13 protein-coding genes are annotated in these 16,816 nt (G+C 71.5%); 10 read left to right on the top strand and 3 right to left on the bottom strand.

Annotation, left to right across the window (positions count from 1 at the left end):
• Nucleotides 1-7: 7 nt before the first annotated feature.
• From OHA65_RS15975 to OHA65_RS15945, 7 genes are all read left to right on the top strand, one after another.
• Complete coding sequence (locus OHA65_RS15975) at nt 8-1,330, top strand: acyltransferase family protein (RefSeq protein WP_371643766.1); 1,323 nt, start codon at nt 8-10, stop codon at nt 1,328-1,330.
• A gap of 54 nt (nt 1,331-1,384) precedes the next feature.
• Nucleotides 1,385-3,181, top strand: a complete 1,797-nt coding sequence (locus OHA65_RS15970) for an ABC-F family ATP-binding cassette domain-containing protein (RefSeq protein WP_327283782.1) — start codon at nt 1,385-1,387, stop codon at nt 3,179-3,181.
• A gap of 157 nt (nt 3,182-3,338) precedes the next feature.
• Entirely contained in the window at nt 3,339-5,027 is a 1,689-nt protein-coding gene (locus OHA65_RS15965) for a PQQ-binding-like beta-propeller repeat protein (RefSeq protein WP_405762029.1), read from the top strand.
• Between the two features lie 42 nt (nt 5,028-5,069).
• Nucleotides 5,070-6,860 (top strand): PQQ-binding-like beta-propeller repeat protein, encoded by a 1,791-nt coding sequence (locus OHA65_RS15960; protein ID WP_405762027.1) that lies wholly within the window; start codon nt 5,070-5,072, stop codon nt 6,858-6,860.
• 145 nt (nt 6,861-7,005) lie between these two features.
• A complete protein-coding gene (locus tag OHA65_RS15955) occupies nt 7,006-7,704 on the top strand; it encodes a response regulator transcription factor (protein WP_327283779.1) in 699 nt (232 codons plus the stop codon).
• Nucleotides 7,705-7,813: 109 nt separating this feature from the next.
• Nucleotides 7,814-8,761 (top strand): UDP-glucose 4-epimerase GalE, encoded by a 948-nt coding sequence (galE, locus tag OHA65_RS15950; protein ID WP_328765198.1) that lies wholly within the window; start codon nt 7,814-7,816, stop codon nt 8,759-8,761.
• A gap of 493 nt (nt 8,762-9,254) precedes the next feature.
• On the top strand, nt 9,255-10,019 hold the full coding sequence (locus OHA65_RS15945; RefSeq protein WP_327283778.1) for a response regulator transcription factor: 765 nt from the start codon (nt 9,255-9,257) through the stop codon (nt 10,017-10,019).
• Here OHA65_RS15945 and OHA65_RS15940 read toward each other — a convergent pair.
• Nucleotides 9,978-10,475, bottom strand: a complete 498-nt coding sequence (locus OHA65_RS15940; protein ID WP_030297045.1) for a MarR family winged helix-turn-helix transcriptional regulator — start codon at nt 10,473-10,475, stop codon at nt 9,978-9,980. The genes OHA65_RS15945 and OHA65_RS15940 overlap by 42 nt on opposite strands.
• Nucleotides 10,476-10,650: 175 nt before the next feature.
• On the opposite strand from OHA65_RS15940, the gene OHA65_RS15935 reads away from it, so the two are divergent.
• Nucleotides 10,651-11,508, top strand: coding sequence for a trans-aconitate 2-methyltransferase (locus tag OHA65_RS15935; RefSeq protein WP_327283777.1), 858 nt, complete (start codon nt 10,651-10,653; stop codon nt 11,506-11,508).
• 2 nt (nt 11,509-11,510) lie between these two features.
• Nucleotides 11,511-11,873 carry a VOC family protein gene (locus OHA65_RS15930; RefSeq protein ID WP_327283776.1) on the top strand — a complete coding sequence of 121 codons (363 nt, stop codon included), beginning with the start codon at nt 11,511-11,513 and terminating at the stop codon, nt 11,871-11,873.
• 102 nt (nt 11,874-11,975) lie between these two features.
• Here OHA65_RS15930 and OHA65_RS15925 read toward each other — a convergent pair whose 3' ends face one another.
• Entirely contained in the window at nt 11,976-12,647 is a 672-nt protein-coding gene (locus OHA65_RS15925; protein ID WP_030865813.1) for a TetR/AcrR family transcriptional regulator, read from the bottom strand.
• The gene (locus OHA65_RS15920; protein WP_327283775.1) at nt 12,647-13,633 is read right to left on the bottom strand and encodes a fatty acid desaturase; all 987 of its coding nucleotides are present in this window, start codon (nt 13,631-13,633) and stop codon (nt 12,647-12,649) included. The genes OHA65_RS15925 and OHA65_RS15920 overlap by 1 nt, the downstream gene beginning before the upstream one ends.
• A gap of 379 nt (nt 13,634-14,012) precedes the next feature.
• Here OHA65_RS15920 and ppc point away from each other — a divergent pair, with 379 nt between their 5' ends.
• Nucleotides 14,013-16,781 (top strand): phosphoenolpyruvate carboxylase, encoded by a 2,769-nt coding sequence (gene ppc, locus OHA65_RS15915; protein WP_371643761.1) that lies wholly within the window; start codon nt 14,013-14,015, stop codon nt 16,779-16,781.
• The last annotated feature ends 35 nt before the right edge of the window (nt 16,782-16,816 follow it).

Raw genomic sequence — 16,816 nt, 5'->3', positions numbered from 1 at the left:
TGGCCCCATGGGATACACCGCCAAGGACCTCGCCGAGGCCACCCCCGCGAGCCGGGACCGGTACGTCGACCTGCTGCGCGTCGCCTCGCTCGGGACCGTGCTGTGCGGGCACTGGCTGATGGCCGCCGTTAGCGGCGACGGCATAGGCAACCTGCTCGCCCTCGTCCCCGCCCTCCAAGTGCTCACCTGGGGCCTGCAGATCATGCCGGTGTTCTTCTTCGTCGGCGGGTTCTCGCATGCCCTGTCGTACCGCTCCCTGGCCGGGCGCGCCGACGGCCGGCCCGTCTACGCCGCGTTCCTGCGCGCCCGGCTCCGGCGGCTGCTGCGGCCCACCCTCGTCTTCGTCCTCGTCTGGAGCGCCGGGGCGCTCGCCGTACAGCTCGCCGGAGCCGGCGAGGGGCGGCTGACCGGGGCCGCGCTGCGGCTGGTCACCCAGCCGCTGTGGTTCATCGGGATCTACCTCGCCATGGTCGCGTTCACCCCGGCCCTGCTGGAGCTCCACCGGCGCTGGGGCTGGGGGGCCTTCGCCCTCCTCGTCGGGGCCGCGGCCGCCGTCGACGTGCTCCGCTTCGCGTTCGGCGTCCCGTACGTCGAGTTCCTGAACTTCGCCTTCGTCTGGCTGGCCGTCCACCAGCTCGGCTTCCTGCGCGCCGACGGCCGCATCACCCGCCCCGGCGCGCTCGCCGCCGCCGGACTGGTCGGCGCCGTACTGCTCGTCGCGTACGGCCCGTACCCGCTGTCCATGGTCGGGATGCCCGGCGAGAAGGTGTCCAACATGGCGCCGCCCACCCTCGCGCTGCTCGCGCACGGGACGTGGCTCGTCGGAGCCGTGCAGCTGCTGCGGGCCCCCGCCACCGCCTGGCTCGCCCGGCCCCGCGTCTGGCGCACCGTCGTGGCCGCCAACGGGATCGCCATGACCGCGTTCCTCTGGCACCTCACCGCCATGCTCGCCGTGTACGCCGCCCAGCTCGCGCTCGGCATCACCCTCCCGGAGCCCGCCTCCGCCGCCTGGTGGGCGCAGGTGCCGCTGCGGCTGCTCGCCGCCGCCGGGCTGACCGCCGTACTCGTCGCCCTCTTCCGCCGCTTCGAAGCCCCCGTACCCGGAGGCGGCGAGCCCGGCAGCGGACCCCTCGCCGCCCTCGGCACCACCCTCTGCCTGCTCGGCATCCTCGGCCTGTCCATGACCGGGCTCGGCGGCCTCCTCGAAGGACACAGCGCCACTCTGATCGCCCTTCCGGTCACCGCGCCCGCCGCGATCGCCATGGCACTGGGCGGCTGGCTCCTGGTGGAACGTTCCGGGGCGGCCCGGAGGGTTAGGCTGGGGGGCTGATCCACACCCTTCCCCAGACTCCGTCCGGGGGGACCCCCACCTGGAGCGCGTCTGATGGCCGTCAATCTGGTCAATGTCGAGGCAGTCAGCAAGGTGTACGGCACCCGTGCCCTGCTCGACGGCATCTCCCTCGGCGTGTCCGAGGGGGACCGGATCGGTGTCGTGGGCCGCAACGGCGACGGCAAGACCACCCTCATCCGGATGCTCGCCAAGCTGGAGGAGCCCGACACCGGTCGGGTCACCCAGAGCGGCGGCCTGCGCATGGGCGTCCTCACCCAGCACGACTCCCTCGACCCCGCGGCGACGATCCGCCACGAGATCATCCGGGACATGGCCGACCACGAGTGGGCCGGCAACGCCAAGATCCGCGACGTGCTCACCGGGCTCTTCGGCGGCCTCGACCTCCCCGGCTTCGGCCAGGGCCTCGACACCGTCATCGGCCCGCTCTCCGGCGGCGAGCGCCGCCGCATCGCGCTCGCCCAGCTGCTCATCGCGGACCAGGACCTCCTCGTCCTCGACGAGCCCACCAACCACCTCGACGTCGAGGGCATCTCCTGGCTGGCCAAGCACCTCCAGGAGCGCCGCTCCGCCCTCGTCTGCGTCACCCACGACCGGTGGTTCCTCGACCAGGTCTGCACCCGCATGTGGGACGTCCAGCGCGGCTCCGTCTTCGAGTACGAGGGCGGCTACAGCGACTACGTCTTCGCCCGCGCCGAGCGCGAGCGCATCGCCGCCACCGAGGAGTCCAAGCGGCAGAACCTGATGCGCAAGGAGTTGGCCTGGCTGCGCCGCGGCGCCCCCGCCCGGACCTCCAAGCCGCGCTACCGCATCGAGGCGGCCAACGAGCTCATCGCCGACGTGCCGCCGCCGCGCGACAAGTCCGAGCTGATGCGCTTCGCCAACGCCCGCCTCGGCAAGACCGTGTTCGACCTGGAGAACGTCACCGTCCAGGCCGGCCCGAAGGTCCTGCTCAAGCACCTCACCTGGCACCTGGGCCCCGGCGACCGCATCGGCCTCGTCGGCGTCAACGGCGCGGGCAAGACCTCGCTGCTGCGCGCCCTTGCCGAGGCGGCCCGTACCCAGGGCGACGTCCAGCCCGCCGCCGGCAGCGTCACCGTCGGCAAGACGGTCAAGCTGGCGTACCTCTCGCAGGAGGTCGGCGAACTCGACCCGTCCCTGCGGGTCCTGGAAGCCGTGCAGCGCGTGCGCGACCGCGTCGATCTCGGCAAGGGCCGTGAGATGACGGCGGGTCAGCTGTGCGAGCAGTTCGGCTTCACCAAGGAGAAGCAGTGGACGCCCGTCGGGGACCTCTCCGGTGGCGAGCGGCGCCGGCTGCAGATCCTGCGGCTGCTGATGGACGAGCCCAACGTGCTCTTCCTCGACGAGCCCACCAACGACCTCGACATCGAGACCCTCACCCAGCTGGAGGACCTCCTCGACGGCTGGCCGGGCTCGATGATCGTGATCTCCCACGACCGGTTCTTCATCGAGCGCACCACCGACACGGTGATGGCGCTGCTGGGCGACGCGAGCCTGCGGATGCTGCCGCGCGGCCTCGACGAGTACCTGGAGCGCCGCCAGAAGATGATCGAGGCGGCCGCCCCGGCACCGGCCCCGGCCGCCGCCAAGTCGACGTCCTCCGGCGACTCCCGCGCCGCGAAGAAGGAGCTCGCGAAGATCGAGCGCCAGCTCAACAAGATGTCGGACCGCGAGACGAACCTGCACGCCCAGATCGCCGAGAACGCCACCGACTTCGACAAGGTCGCGAAGCTCGACGCCGAGCTCCGCGAACTCATCTCGGAGCGGGACGAGTTGGAGATGCGCTGGCTGGAGCTGGCCGAGGAGGCCTAGATTCCGGCCCGTCAGGGGCGGCGACCGACCGGATAACGGCGTTGTCACGGGCCGGTCCTCCCTTGGGAACAGGGGACGGACCGGCCCGATGTAAGTACACCGTCAGTGGTAGAAAGGTCATCCCCCCTACGCCACCCGACGCCGAAGGTATGCGCTGATGACCGAGCCGCCCCAGCCGCCGAACCAGCCGCAGACACCTTCCGGTTACGGTCACCTCCCCGGCCCCCCGCAGTCCGGATGGGGGCACCAGCCAGCGGTAGCCGGGGGAGGGTACCCGCAGCAGGGCGACAACCCGTACGCGCAGCAGCCGCCGACGCAGCCCGTGCATCCGGTGCAGCCCGCGCCGTACGTGCCGCAGCAGGGCCATCTCCCGCCGCCGCCCCCCGGTATGCCGACCGTCGGGATGTACCCGGGCGCCGGCGTGCCGCAGCCGCCCGCGGGGAAGAAGACGGCCGTCGTCATCGCCGCCGCGGTCGCCGGCGTGCTCGTCCTCGGTGCCGGCGGTTGGTTCGCGTTCTTCGGCGGCAGTGACGACGACGTCAAGAAGCCCGTGGCGCAGAGCTCCGGGCCCGCGGACGCCGAGCCCTCCGCCGGAGTGGACAAGGGCGACGGAAGCGGCAACGGCTCCGAGCAGACCGAAGACCTCAACGCCGGCCGCAAGCAGGGCGAGGACAAGACCCTCTGGCTCAAGACCGCCAAGATCGACGGACCGGGCCTGGGCGTGGAGTCCGCCGGCCAGTGGATCGTCGGCGACACCGTCGTCAAGAGCGTCTGGAAGAACCTCACCGCCTACGGGATCACCGACGGCAAGGAGAAGTGGACGATCGCGTTCCCTGCGCCCGTCTGCTCCGTCACCCGCCAGACCACCGCCGAGGGCAAGACCGTCGTCATGTTCAAGGACGGCGACGGCGACTCCGCCACCTGCAACCAGATGAAGCAGGTCGACCTCAAGGCGGGCAAGGAAGGCTGGACGAAGGAGGTCCCGAAGGAGGGCCTCTTCGACATCATGACCAGCCCCAGCCTGGGCATCATCGGCGACACCGTCGCCGTCAGCCGCAGCGGCACCGCCAGCGCCTTCAAGGTCAGCACCGGCGACAAGCTGTTCGGCAGCGCCACCGCCGAAGGCTGCAAGCCCGACTCCTACGTCGCGGACAAGGGCAAGATGATCGCCATCTCCACCTGCTACGACGAGGACATGTCGAGCGAGGTCTCCGACGCCGACCCGGTCACCGGCAAGAAGACCTGGACCTTCAAACTGCCCGCCAAGTACAAGGTCGGCGCGGTCTACTCGCTAGACCCGTTGGTCCTCGGCATCGGCAACGAGGACAAGAAGGAACGTGCCATCGTGGTCCTCGGCCCCGACGGCAAGCAGCGCGCCACCGTCAGCGGCGAGGGCAACTTCGCCACGGAGTGCACCAACGGCCTCTTCCGCTCGGTCGAGGTCTGCAACACCACCGCCGTGGACGCCAACACCCTCTACATGCCGACCGTAACGGAGTCCGGCAAGGCCAACGAGATCGTCGCCTTCGACCTGGGCACCGGCAAGGCCAAGTGGCGCACCCCGGCGGGCGAAGGCCGCACCATCACCCCGATCTCGGCCGCGAACGGGCAGCTGATCGCCTACCGCAAGGCAACGGCCGAACAGGGCGGCGAGGTCGTCTCGATCCCGGCCGCCGGAGGCACGCCCACCGCGCTTCTGCGCAACCCGTCGGGAACCTCCGCTCCGATCGAGAGCTCCTTCTACACCCCGAACCTCGACTACGCGGGCGGCCGGCTCTTCGTCTCCCAGACCCACCTGCGCGCCCAGGGCACGGCCGAGAAGCTCCTGATGGTCTTCGGCAAGTGAACGAGTCCACCGAGTCGCCCACCGAGAGGGCAGTAGAACCCGATGAGTAACCCGAGTACCCCGCCGCCCCCGCACCAGCCGCCGCCCGGTGGCTTCGGTGCGCCGCAGGACCCCGCGTCCGGGGGCTTCGGTGCGCCGCCGCCGGTGCCGCCGGCCGCCCCGCAGCAGCCGCCCGCGCCCCAGGGCGCCCCGCAGCAGCCGCCCGTACCGCCGACCGTGCCGGCCGGCCCGGCCGTGCCCCCGCAGGGGCAGCCGGCGTACGGCTATCCGCAGCAGGGCTACGGCTACCCGCAGCAGCAGCAGCCCACACCCGGCACCGCCGTCCCGCCGCCCTACGGCGCGCCCACGGCCCCGATGCAGGCGGCCCAGCCCCCGGCCCCGGCCGGCCCGGGTGGCGGCGGCAACGAAAAGCGCACCCAGCTGATGATCGTCGGCGCGGCCCTGCTGGCCATCGTCCTGATCATCGCGGGCGGCTTCTGGTACGTCTCCGACGACGGCGACGGCGGGGGCGGCTCGCCCACCGCGAACGGCAGCACCGGCGGCGACAAGCCCGCCGGCGGCACCTCCGGTTCGGAGAAGGCGCCCGCCAACACCAAGTCGAAGCCGCTGTTCAACCAGCCGAACCCGACCCCCGAAGAGGTCGTCACCGTCGCGGGGTCCTGGCTCACCGACTCCACGTACGTGAAGTCCGACGTGGCGAAGGTCGTCGGCTACAACACCGTCGACGGCGGCAAGAAGTGGGAGGTCCCGCTCCCGGGCGAGCTCTGCGGCGCGACCAAGCACGTCAGCGACAACAAGACCGCGATCATCTTCCGGCCGACGAAGCCCACGCCCGAGAACAAGTACCCGGCGTGCACCGAGGTCGGCGTCATCGACCTGGCCGCCGGCAAGCTCCTCTGGTCGAGCAACGCCAAGGGCGCCACCACCGGCGACAAGCCCGCCTCCTACTACGAGGTCACGCTCAGCGGCCAGACCGTCGCCGCGGGCGGCACCAGCGGCGGCGCCGCCTGGAACCTGGCCGACGGCAAGTCCCTGTGGACGCCCAAGGTCGACGGTGAGGGCTGCTACGACAGCGGTTACGCCGGCGGCGAGGCGCTCGGCGTGATCCGCAAGTGCGGCCGCGGCGACAACCAGACCCTCTACGCCCAGACCCTGGACCCGGCCACCGGCGCCCAGACCGCCTCGTACAAGCTCTCCCCGGGCATCGAGTGGGCGTCCATCGTCTCCACGAAGCCCCTGATCGTCGCCGCCGACGTCGGCAAGACCGCGAAGAACGCCACCGGCGTCAGCGACCTGTTCGTCGTCGACCCCAAGGGCGAGCTGAAGGCCCGCATCTCGCTGGCCTCCGGCAACTTCGGCGGCAAGTGCGGCGGCACCGAGGTCGAGAAGTGCTCCGGCTTCGTCGTCGGCAACGGCAAGGTCTACCTGCCCTCGATCGAGCACCAGGGCAAGGAGGCGGCCGGCCGTACGAACGAGCTGCTCTCCTTCGACCTGGAGACCGGCAAGCAGACCACCGACCGCGCCGACGCCGGTGAGCGGTACACCATGTTCCCGCTCCGCATGGACGGGGCGAACATCATTGCCTACAAGGTGCCCCCGTACGACAAGGGCGGCCAGGTCGTCAGCATCGACGGCACGACCATGAAGGAGACCGTCCTCATGGAGAACCCGGCGGAGAAGACCAGCCGCAGCGCCGAGACCGCCTTCTCGCCCGACTACTCCGAATACCGCTACCACAACGGCAAGCTCTTCATCTCCCGCACGACGGCCAGGAAGCCGTACTCGGACAAGGGCGACCCCGAGTACCTGTTCGTCTCCTTCAGCGCCAGCTGATCCCCGGCCGATCCCGGCCGCTCCCCGCAGCGGGCACGAGCCCCCGGAAGGTCCGCCTTCCGGGGGCTTCTGCGCGGTATCCGCCGCGCGCCGTCGAACAAGCGTGTAGCTTGCCGGGGCAGAAGGGGTGGGGGGTGAGTGCCCGATGGGCGTAAGGGTCATGGTGCTCGACGAGCACCGGCTGCTGGCCGAGGCACTGGCTTCGGCCCTCAAGCTGCGCGGGCACCGGGTGCTCGCCGCGGCAGCTCCCGCCGCGGGCGCCGCCGAACTGGTCATCAGCCGGGCGCCGGAGGTCTGCCTGCTGGGCACCGCCACGCCCGCCGAGCCGGGTGTCTTCGAGCCGGTCGTCCGCATCAAGCGGGAACGGCCGCAGATCGCCGTCGTCGTGCTCGGCCCGGTGCCCAGCCCGCGCGGGATCGCCGCCGCCTTCGCCGCCGGAGCCTCGGGGTACGTACGCCACGACGAGCGGATCGAAGGCGTGGAGCGGGCGCTGGCCAAGGCGCGGGCGGGGGAGGTCGCGATCTCCCCGCAGCTGCTCCAGGGAGCCTTCGCGGAGCTCCTCAACCCCGCCGCCCAGCCCGACGACGAGGGCAGCCGGCTGCTGCGGCTGCTCACCCCGCGGGAGGTGGAGGTACTGGTCCGGGTCGCCGAGGGCGAGGACACCCGGCTCATCGCCGCGGGCATGGAGATCGCACCGAGCACCGCCCGTACGCACGTGCAGCGGGTGCTGATGAAACTGGGCGTCGGCTCCCGGCTGGAGGCCGCCGCACTGGCCGCCCGGACCGGTCTGCTGGACCGGGCGGGACTGTCTCCGGCGGGCGCCGATTTCCCCGGAGGCGGTTAATCCGGTAAGCCAGTGACCGGCATGTGCACGCGCCCGCGTGCATCCCACCGCGAGAGGCAGTAGACGAGTGAGCGAGACGGCGACTTCCACAACGGCGACGTCCAAGTACATGGTCACCGGCGGCGCCGGTTACGTCGGCAGCGTCGTCGCGGCGCACCTGCTGGAGGCCGGGCACGAGGTCACCGTCCTCGACGACCTCTCCACCGGCTTCCGCGAGGGCGTCCCGGCGGGCGCCACCTTCATCGAAGGCCGGATCCAGGACGCCGAGCGGTACCTGGACGCCTCCTACGACGCGGTGCTGCACTTCGCGGCGTCCTCGCAGGTCGGCGAGTCCGTGGCCAACCCGGGCAAGTACTGGGAGAACAACGTCGGCGGCACGCTCGCCCTGCTGGCCGCGATGCGCGGCGCCGGGGTGCGCAAGCTGGTGTTCTCCTCCACCGCCGCCACCTACGGCGAGCCCACTGAGGGCCTGCTCACCGAGGACTCGGTCACCAAGCCCACCAACCCGTACGGCGCCTCGAAGCTGGCCGTCGACCACATGATCGCGGGAGAGTGCGCGGCGCACGGCGTCGCGGCGGTCTCGCTGCGCTACTTCAACGTGGCCGGCGCGTACGGGGAGTTCGGCGAGCGGCACGACCCCGAGACCCACCTGATCCCGCTGGTGCTCCAGGTCGCCCTGGGCGAGCGCGAGTCGATCTCGGTGTTCGGCGAGGACTACCCGACCCCGGACGGCACCTGCGTGCGCGACTACATCCACGTCGCCGACCTGGCCGAGGCCCACCTGGCGGCCCTGGAGGCCGCCACGGCGGGCGAGCACCTGATCTGCAACCTCGGCAACGGCAACGGCTTCTCGGTCCGCGAGGTCGTCGAGACCGTCCGCAAGGTCACGGGCGCGGAGATCCCCGAGGTCGTCGCCCCGCGCCGGGCCGGCGACCCGGCGGTGCTCGTCGCCTCCGCGCGCGCGGCCCACGAGAGGCTCGGCTGGACCCCGGCCCGCGCTGACCTCACCGGCATCATCGCGGACGCCTGGAACTTCACCCGCACGCTGCGTTCCTGACTCCCCGCCGCACCCGCGCACCGCGCCCCCCGCACTCGACCGTGCGGGGGGCGCGGTGGCGTGCGGCAGCGTGCGCGGGGAGCGCGTGCGGGCGGGTCAGCGCCGTGGACGGGCGCGCTGCGCGGGCGCTCGGAGTGCACGCGCCGGGTGAAATGCCCCCGCGCAACTGCCCGTGGCACGCACAGGTCGGAATCCGTCTTCCAAACCGTCCACATGGTCGAATTCAGGCCACGAAAAACTGGGTTCGCGCCTTCCCAACCGGAAAATCGCTCGGAAAACTTCTGCTATTCGGCCAACCGCGAGCCGCCACCCGTTCTACGCTGATGCGTAACACCGGTGGGGGCCGGTGTTGATTCAGGGGTCGAGACACGCCGGGTACGGCGTCCGGTCCGGGGTAGTGCAGAGATGTCTCGGCGGCGGCCGCGGCAGCTGCGGATCACCCGGTCCGGGCGCCGTACCCGCAGTCGTCCGTTCCCCGACCCTTGGGGGTTTTGTGGTTCGCATCCGGGTTCTCGTGGTCGACGATCACCGCATCTTCGCCGAATCGCTCGCAGCCGCGCTCGCGGCCGAGCCCGACGTGGACGTGTCCGCGGCCGGCAGCGGTCCTGCCGCGCTGCGCTGCCTCGAACGGGCGGTGGCCGAGGGCCGCCGCTTCGACGTCCTGCTCGTCGACGCCGACCTCGGCGCCGCCGCCGGCACCGTGCCCGCCCAGCGCGAGTCGGGCTCCGGCCCGCCGCCCGGCGCAGACGGGATCGCCCTGGTCGCGGGGGTGCGGGTGTCCCACCCCGGGGTCCGCACCGTCGTGCTCGCCGAGCGCGACGACCCGCGCCGGGCCGCGCTCGCCCTTCAGGCCGGGGCTTCCGGGTGGGTGGCGAAGGACTGCTCGCTCTCACGGCTGCTGGCCGTCATCCGCGGGGTCCTGCGCGAGGAGACCCACCTTCCGCCCGCGCTGCTCACCGGAGTGCTGCGGGAACTGACCGCCGCGCGCAAGCACCGTACGGACAGCGAGCGGCTCGTGGAGTCCCTCACGCCGCGCGAACACGAGGTGCTGCGCTGCATGGTGGCGGGGCTGGGCCGCAAGGACGTGGCGGCGCGGCTGTTCCTGTCCCCGCACACGGTCCGCACGCACATGCAGAACGTGCTGGGCAAGCTCGGGGTGCACTCCACGCTCGCGGCGGTGGCACTGGCCCGCCGGGCCGGGGTGCGGCCGGCCGACCTAGCCGGGGATGTTGTCGAACGGAGCGGTCAACTGGCGTAGCAGCGCCGCGAGGTCACCGCGCTGGGCCTGGGAGAGCTGGGCGAGGATCGCCCGCTCCTGGGCCAGCAGGCCGGCCAGGGCCTGGTCGGCGCGGTCGCGGCCCTCCGGCGTCAGTCGGACCAGCACCCCGCGCCGGTCGTTGGGGTCGGGCAGCCGCTCGACGAGGCCCTTCTTCGCGAGCCGGTCGATGCGGTTGGTCATGGTGCCCGAGGTGACCAGGGTCTGCGTCAGCAGCTGGCCGGGGGAGAGCTGGTAGGGGGCACCGGCGCGGCGCAGCGACGTCAGGACGTCGAACTCCCAAGGCTCCAGGCCGTGCTCGGAGAAGGCCAGCCTGCGGGCGCGGTCGAGATGGCGAGCGAGCCTGCTGACGCGACTCAGTACTTCGAGCGGTTCCACGTCGAGGTCAGGGCGCTCCCGCCGCCATGCCGCGACCAATCGGTCGACCTCGTCCTCCATGCCGATCAGTGTAAGGGGTCTGTCGACGTGAAGTCTCTTTAAATCGAGGATCTCGGGAATAGATATCTCGATGTCGTGAGTCTTGACGTCAAGATATATTTTGGGCGACGATGGGCATGGAGGGTGCCGGAACGGCTTCCGCTTCCACCCGCCATGCCAGCAGGGAGGCTCGAACATGCATTCCGATACCGCGTCGGCAAGGATTCCCGCCGCCGCCACCCAGGCCGCGCCCACCTGGGACCCGCAGCAATACCTCCGGCACGCAGGACACCGAACCCGACCCTTCCTCGACCTCCTGCACCGGATACCCGAACTGCCGACCCGCCCCGCCCGCATCGCCGACCTCGGCTGCGGACCCGGCAACGTCACCGCGCTCCTCGCCGATCGCTGGCCCGACGCCCGCATCACCGGCTTCGACCTGTCCCCGGAGATGCTCCGGCGCGCCGATGCCGAGTACGCGGGCGAGACCGCCGGCGGCGGCAGCCTCGACTTCCGCCCCGGCGACCTCGCGAACTGGCTCCCCGAGGAGCCCTACGACCTGATCGTTTCCAACGCTGCCCTCCAGTGGGTCCCGAGCCACCCCGGCTCCTTCCCCGCCTGGATCAACGGGCTGCGCCCCGGTGGCACCTTCGCCTTCCAGATCCCCGGCAACTACACCGCCCCCAGCCACGCCCTCCTCGCCCGGCTCTGCGACACCCCGCGCTGGCGCGAGCGGCTGGGCGGCCACGGTGCCCGCTACGTCCACCTCCTCGAACCCGCGGAATACCTGGCCCGGTTCACCGAGCTGGGCTGCGCCGTTGACACGTGGGAGACGACGTACCACCAGATGCTGTCCGGCCCCGATCCGGTGCTCGACTGGGTCAAGGGCACCGCTCTGCGGCCCGTCCTCACCGCCCTCGGGGACGACCGGGAGGCCGTGGACGCGTTCCTCTCCGAATACCGCGAGTTGTTGCGCGAGGCCTATCCGCCCGGTCCGCGCGGCACGGTGTTCCCGTTCCGCCGGATCTTCGCCGTTGCCCGTAAGGAGTCCTGACCGTGCTGACCGCAGTCGACCACGTCCAACTCGCCGCGCCGCCCGGCTCGGAGGACCTGCTCCGCGCGTACTACGTCCACGTGCTCGGCATGACCGAGGTTTCCAAACCCCCCGTCCTCGCCGCCCGCGGCGGCTGCTGGTTCGCCGCCGGGCCCGTACAGCTGCACCTGGGCGTCGAGGAGGACTTCCGGCCCGCCCGCAAGGCGCACCCCGGGCTGCGGGTGACCGGGATCGAGGCGTACGCGGCCGGCCTGGAGGAACGGGGCGCCGAGGTCGTCTGGGACGACAACCTGCCGGGGCACCGCCGCTTCTACTCCGAGGACCCCGTCGGCAACCGGATCGAGTTCCTGGAACCCCTCGGCTGACGGCCCGGGTGCCCGACTGCCCGACCCCTCGATGATGTGGTGCGACGCGACGGCGCCCCGCCACCGGACCACCGGTGACGGGGCGCCGTCGCGCCGCGGCGTTCAGCTCTTGCGGTGGCCCACCAGCCGCGGTTTCGACTCCAGCCCGTCCAGCCCGTGCCAGGCCAGGTTCACCAGATGCGCCGCGACCTCCGCCTTCTTCGGCCGGCGCACGTCCAGCCACCACTGCCCGGTCAGCGCGACCATCCCGACCAGCGCCTGCGCGTACAGCGGGGCCAGCTTCGGATCGAACCCGCGCGCCTTGAACTCCAGTCCCAGGATGTCCTCGACCTGCGTGGCGATGTCACTGATCAGCGACGCGAACGTACCCGTCGACTGGGCCACCGGCGAGTCCCGCACCAGGATGCGGAAGCCGTCCGTGTACGACTCGATGTAGTCCAGCAGCGCGAACGCCGCCTGCTCCAGCAGCTCCCGCGGATGTCCGGCCGTCAGCGCACCCGTCACCCCGTCCAGCAGCTGGCGCATCTCCCGGTCCACGACGACCGCGTACAGGCCCTCCTTGCCCCCGAAGTGCTCGTACACCACCGGCTTGGACACCCCGGCCTTCGCCGCGATCTCCTCCACCGACGTGCCCTCGAAGCCCTTCTCCGCGAACAGGGTGCGGCCGATGTCCAGCAGTTGCTGACGCCGCTCGGCGCCCGTCATCCGGACCCGACGGCCACGCCGGGGCTTGTCGCTGCTGGAACTGCTGCCGTCGATCGCCACGTCCCCCATCATGCCGCGTTCGACGCGTTTTCCCTGCGCCGGGCGTCGAGACGGGCACCGGACGGCCAGCGCACGTCCGTCGCCCAGCCCGCCAGCTCGAACCAGCGGATCAGCCGGGCACTGGAGTCGACCTGGCCACGCAGCACCCCGTGCCGCGCCGACGTCGGGTCCGCGTGGTGCAGGTTGTGCCAGGACTCCCCGCACGAGAGCACCGCCAGCCACCACACGTTGCCGGAACGGTCCCGGGACTTGAACGGACGCTTGCCCACCGCGTGACAGATCGAGTTGATCGACCACGTCACGTGGTGCAGCAGCGCGACGCGCACCAGCGAACCCCAGAAGAACGCCGTGAACGCGCCCCACCACGACATCGTCACCAGGCCGCCGACCAGGGGCGGGATCGCCAGCGACACGATCGTCCAGAGCACGAAGTCACGCGAGATCCGCCGGATCGCCGGGTCCTTGATCAGATCGGGGGCGTACTTCTGCTGATCGGTCTGCTCCTCGTCGAACAGCCACCCGATGTGCGCCCACCACAGCCCCTTCATCAGCGCCGGGACCGTCTCCCCGAACCGCCACGGCGAATGGGGGTCGCCCTCGTGGTCGGAGAACTTGTGGTGCCTGCGGTGGTCCGCCACCCAGCGCACCAGGGGCCCCTCCACCGCCATCGAACCCATCACGGCGAGCACGATCCGCAGCGGCCGCTTCGCCTTGAAGGAACCGTGCGTGAAGTACCGGTGGAAGCCGATCGTGATCCCGTGGCAGGCCAGGAAGTACATGAACACCATCAGGCCGAGGTCCAGCCAGCTCACTCCCCAGCCCCAGACCAGCGGAACGGCCGCCAGCAGGGCCAGGAAGGGAACGACGATGAACAACAGCAGGGCGATCTGCTCGACGGACCGCTTGTTCTCGCCTCCGAGCGTCGCGGAGGGCACGGGGGAGTCGGTATCGGAGGCCGCCGAGGCGTCCTCGATCAGCTCGGGACTGGTGGTCATGAGGGTCCCCTGGGGGGTGAGGAATCGGCAGGCGCCGGGGGGCGCCTGCCCAGGCTACGGATGCGTAACCTACGGCAACGTAAGTATGGCAAAGCCTGCGCCCGCGACAAGAGGAGCGCGGCCGGGCCCGAGGCGCTCTCAAGGGCGCCCGACACTGCCCGCGCGCCGCCTGGTGAGACGTTTAGCGAGGCACGAGGCCCGGACACCTATCCTGGTGTCGTCGGACAGCGCGGTCCGCACGGGCAGCCGAGCTGCGCACCAGGTGGGGGACGCCCCCTGGGGCCCCTCCCAGTGACAGCGGGAGAAGGTCCGGGGACACCCCCGCGCATGCCGGAGCCCACCTCCCAGTAGCGCTCGAACACTGCAAGGAGCCGCACCTGTGAGCAGTGCTGACCAGGCCTCCTCCACCCCGGCCAAGGCCCCGGCCACCGCCGTCGCCGCCGCCAACGCGGAACTGCGGGCGGACATCCGCCGCCTCGGCGACCTCCTCGGCGAGACCCTCGTCCGTCAGGAAGGCCAAGAACTCCTCGACCTCGTCGAACAAGTGCGCGCACTGACCCGCACCGACGGCGAAGCCGCCGCCGCACTGCTCGGCGACACCGACCTGGAGACCGCCGCCAAGCTGGTGCGCGCCTTCTCCACCTACTTCCACCTCGCCAACGTCACCGAACAGGTACACCGCGGCAAGGAACTGCGCGCCCACCGGGCCGCCGAGGGCGGGCTCCTCGCGCGCACCGCCGACATGCTCAAGGACGCCGACCCCGAGCACCTGCGCGAGACGGTCCGCAACCTCAACGTGCGCCCCGTCTTCACCGCGCACCCCACCGAGGCGGCCCGCCGCAGCGTCCTCAACAAGCTGCGCCGCATCGCCGCGCTGCTGGAGGAGCCCGTTACCGGCGCCGGCGAACGCCGCCGCCACGACCTGCGCCTGGCCGAGAACATCGACCTCGTCTGGCAGACCGACGAGCTGCGCGTCGTACGCCCCGAACCCGCCGACGAGGCCCGCAACGCCATCTACTACCTCGACGAGCTGCACGCCGGCGCCGTCGGCGACGTCCTCGAAGACCTCGCCGCCGAGCTCCAGCGCGTCGGCGTCGAGCTGCCCGCGGGCACCCGCCCGCTCACCTTCGGCACCTGGATCGGTGGCGACCGCGACGGCAACCCCAACGTCACCCCCGACGTCACCCGCGACGTACTGATCCTCCAGCACGAACACGGCATCACCGACGCCCTCGAACTCGTCGACTTCCTGCGCGGCCTGCTGTCGAACTCCATCCGCTACACCGGCGCCACCGAGGAACTCCTCTCCTCCCTCCAGGCCGACCTCGAACGCCTCCCCGAGATCAGCCCGCGCTACAAGCGGCTCAACGCCGAAGAGCCCTACCGCCTCAAGGCCACCTGCATCCGGCAGAAGCTCGTCAACACCCGCGAGCGCCTCGCCAAGGGCACCCCCCACGAGGACGGCCGCGACTACCTCGGCACCGCCGAGCTCCTCACCGACCTCACCCTCATCCAGACCTCCCTGCGCGAACACCGCGGCGCCCTCTTCGCCGACGGCCGCATGGACCGCACCATCCGCACGCTGGCCGCCTTCGGCCTCCAGCTCGCCACCATGGACGTCCGCGAACACGCCGACGCCCACCACCACGCCCTCGGTCAGCTCTTCGACCGGCTCGGCGAGGAGTCCTGGCGCTACGCGGACATGCCCCGCGACTACCGGGGCAAGCTCCTCGCCAAGGAACTCCGCTCCCGGCGCCCCCTCGCCCCCACCCCCGCGCCCCTGGACGCCGCCGGCCACAAGACCCTCGGCGTCTTCTTCGCGATCAAGGACGCCTTCGAGAAGTTCGGCCCCGAAGTCATCGAGTCCTACATCATTTCGATGTGCCAGGGCGCCGACGACGTCTTCGCCGCGGCCGTCCTTGCTCGCGAAGCCGGGCTCATCGACCTCCACGCGGGCTGGGCCAAGATCGGCATCGTCCCGCTCCTGGAAACCACCGACGAGCTCCGCGCCGCCGACGTCATCCTCGACGAGATGCTGGCCGACCCCTCCTACCGGCGCCTCGTCTCCCTGCGCGGCGACGTCCAGGAGGTCATGCTCGGCTACTCCGACTCCTCCAAGTTCGGCGGCATCACCACCAGCCAGTGGGAGATCCACCGAGCCCAGCGCCGCCTGCGCGACGTCGCCCACCGCTACGGCGTGCGCCTGCGCCTCTTCCACGGCCGCGGCGGCACCGTCGGCCGCGGCGGCGGCCCCTCCCACGACGCGATCCTCGCCCAGCCCTGGGGCACCCTCGAAGGCGAGATCAAGGTCACCGAACAGGGCGAGGTCATCTCCGACAAGTACCTCGTCCCGTCCCTGGCCCGCGAAAACCTCGAACTGACCGTCGCGGCCACCCTGCAGGCCTCCGCCCTGCACACGGCCCCCCGCCAGTCCCACGACGACCTCGCCCGCTGGGACGCGGCCATGGACACCGTCTCCGACGCCGCGCACGCCGCCTACCGCGCACTCGTCGAAGACCCCGACCTGCCCGCCTACTTCTTCGCGGCCACCCCCGTCGACCAGCTCGCCGACCTCCACCTCGGCTCGCGCCCCTCCCGCCGCCCCGACTCGGGCGCCGGCCTCGACGGACTGCGCGCCATCCCCTGGGTCTTCGGCTGGACCCAGTCCCGCCAGATCGTCCCCGGCTGGTACGGAGTCGGCTCCGGCCTCAAGGCCCTGCGCGAGGCCGGCGGCGAAACCGCCCTCGCCGAGATGGGCGAGCGCTGGCACTTCTTCCGCAACTTCCTCTCCAACGTCGAAATGACGCTGGCGAAGACCGACCTGCGGATCGCCCGCCACTACGTCGACACCCTCGTCCCGGACGACCTCAAGCACGTCTTCGCCCAAATCGAGGCCGAACACGAGCTCACCGTCCGCGAAGTCCTGCGCATCACCGGCGGTGAGAAGCTCCTCGACTCCCACCCCGTCCTCCAGCAGACCTTCGCCGTCCGCGACGCCTACCTCGACCCCATCTCCTACCTCCAGGTCTCCCTCCTCGCCCGCCAGCGCGCCGCCGCCGAACGCGGAGAAGACCCCGACCCGCTGCTCGCCCGAGCCCTGCTGCTCACCGTCAACGGCGTGGCCGCCGGTCTGCGCAACACCGGCTGACCGCGCAACGCACGAAGACCCCCGCCGTCCGGACC

This window comes from Streptomyces sp. NBC_00045 (genome assembly GCF_045041095.1).
Classification (GTDB): domain Bacteria; phylum Actinomycetota; class Actinomycetes; order Streptomycetales; family Streptomycetaceae; genus Streptomyces.
This window is presented reverse-complemented; position numbering and strand designations above follow the sequence as displayed.

Coding starts and splice junctions, on each gene's coding strand:
- OHA65_RS15935 (WP_327283777.1), top strand. CDS start 10,651: ATGCATTCCGATACCGCGTCGGCAAGGATTCCCGCCGCCGCCACCCAG.
- OHA65_RS15960 (WP_405762027.1), top strand. CDS start 5,070: ATGAGTAACCCGAGTACCCCGCCGCCCCCGCACCAGCCGCCGCCCGGT.
- OHA65_RS15925 (WP_030865813.1), bottom strand. CDS start 12,647: ATGGGGGACGTGGCGATCGACGGCAGCAGTTCCAGCAGCGACAAGCCC.
- OHA65_RS15975 (WP_371643766.1), top strand. CDS start 8: ATGGGATACACCGCCAAGGACCTCGCCGAGGCCACCCCCGCGAGCCGG.
- OHA65_RS15940 (WP_030297045.1), bottom strand. CDS start 10,475: ATGGAGGACGAGGTCGACCGATTGGTCGCGGCATGGCGGCGGGAGCGC.
- galE (WP_328765198.1), top strand. CDS start 7,814: ATGGTCACCGGCGGCGCCGGTTACGTCGGCAGCGTCGTCGCGGCGCAC.
- OHA65_RS15955 (WP_327283779.1), top strand. CDS start 7,006: ATGGGCGTAAGGGTCATGGTGCTCGACGAGCACCGGCTGCTGGCCGAG.
- OHA65_RS15920 (WP_327283775.1), bottom strand. CDS start 13,633: ATGACCACCAGTCCCGAGCTGATCGAGGACGCCTCGGCGGCCTCCGAT.
- OHA65_RS15965 (WP_405762029.1), top strand. CDS start 3,339: ATGACCGAGCCGCCCCAGCCGCCGAACCAGCCGCAGACACCTTCCGGT.
- OHA65_RS15970 (WP_327283782.1), top strand. CDS start 1,385: ATGGCCGTCAATCTGGTCAATGTCGAGGCAGTCAGCAAGGTGTACGGC.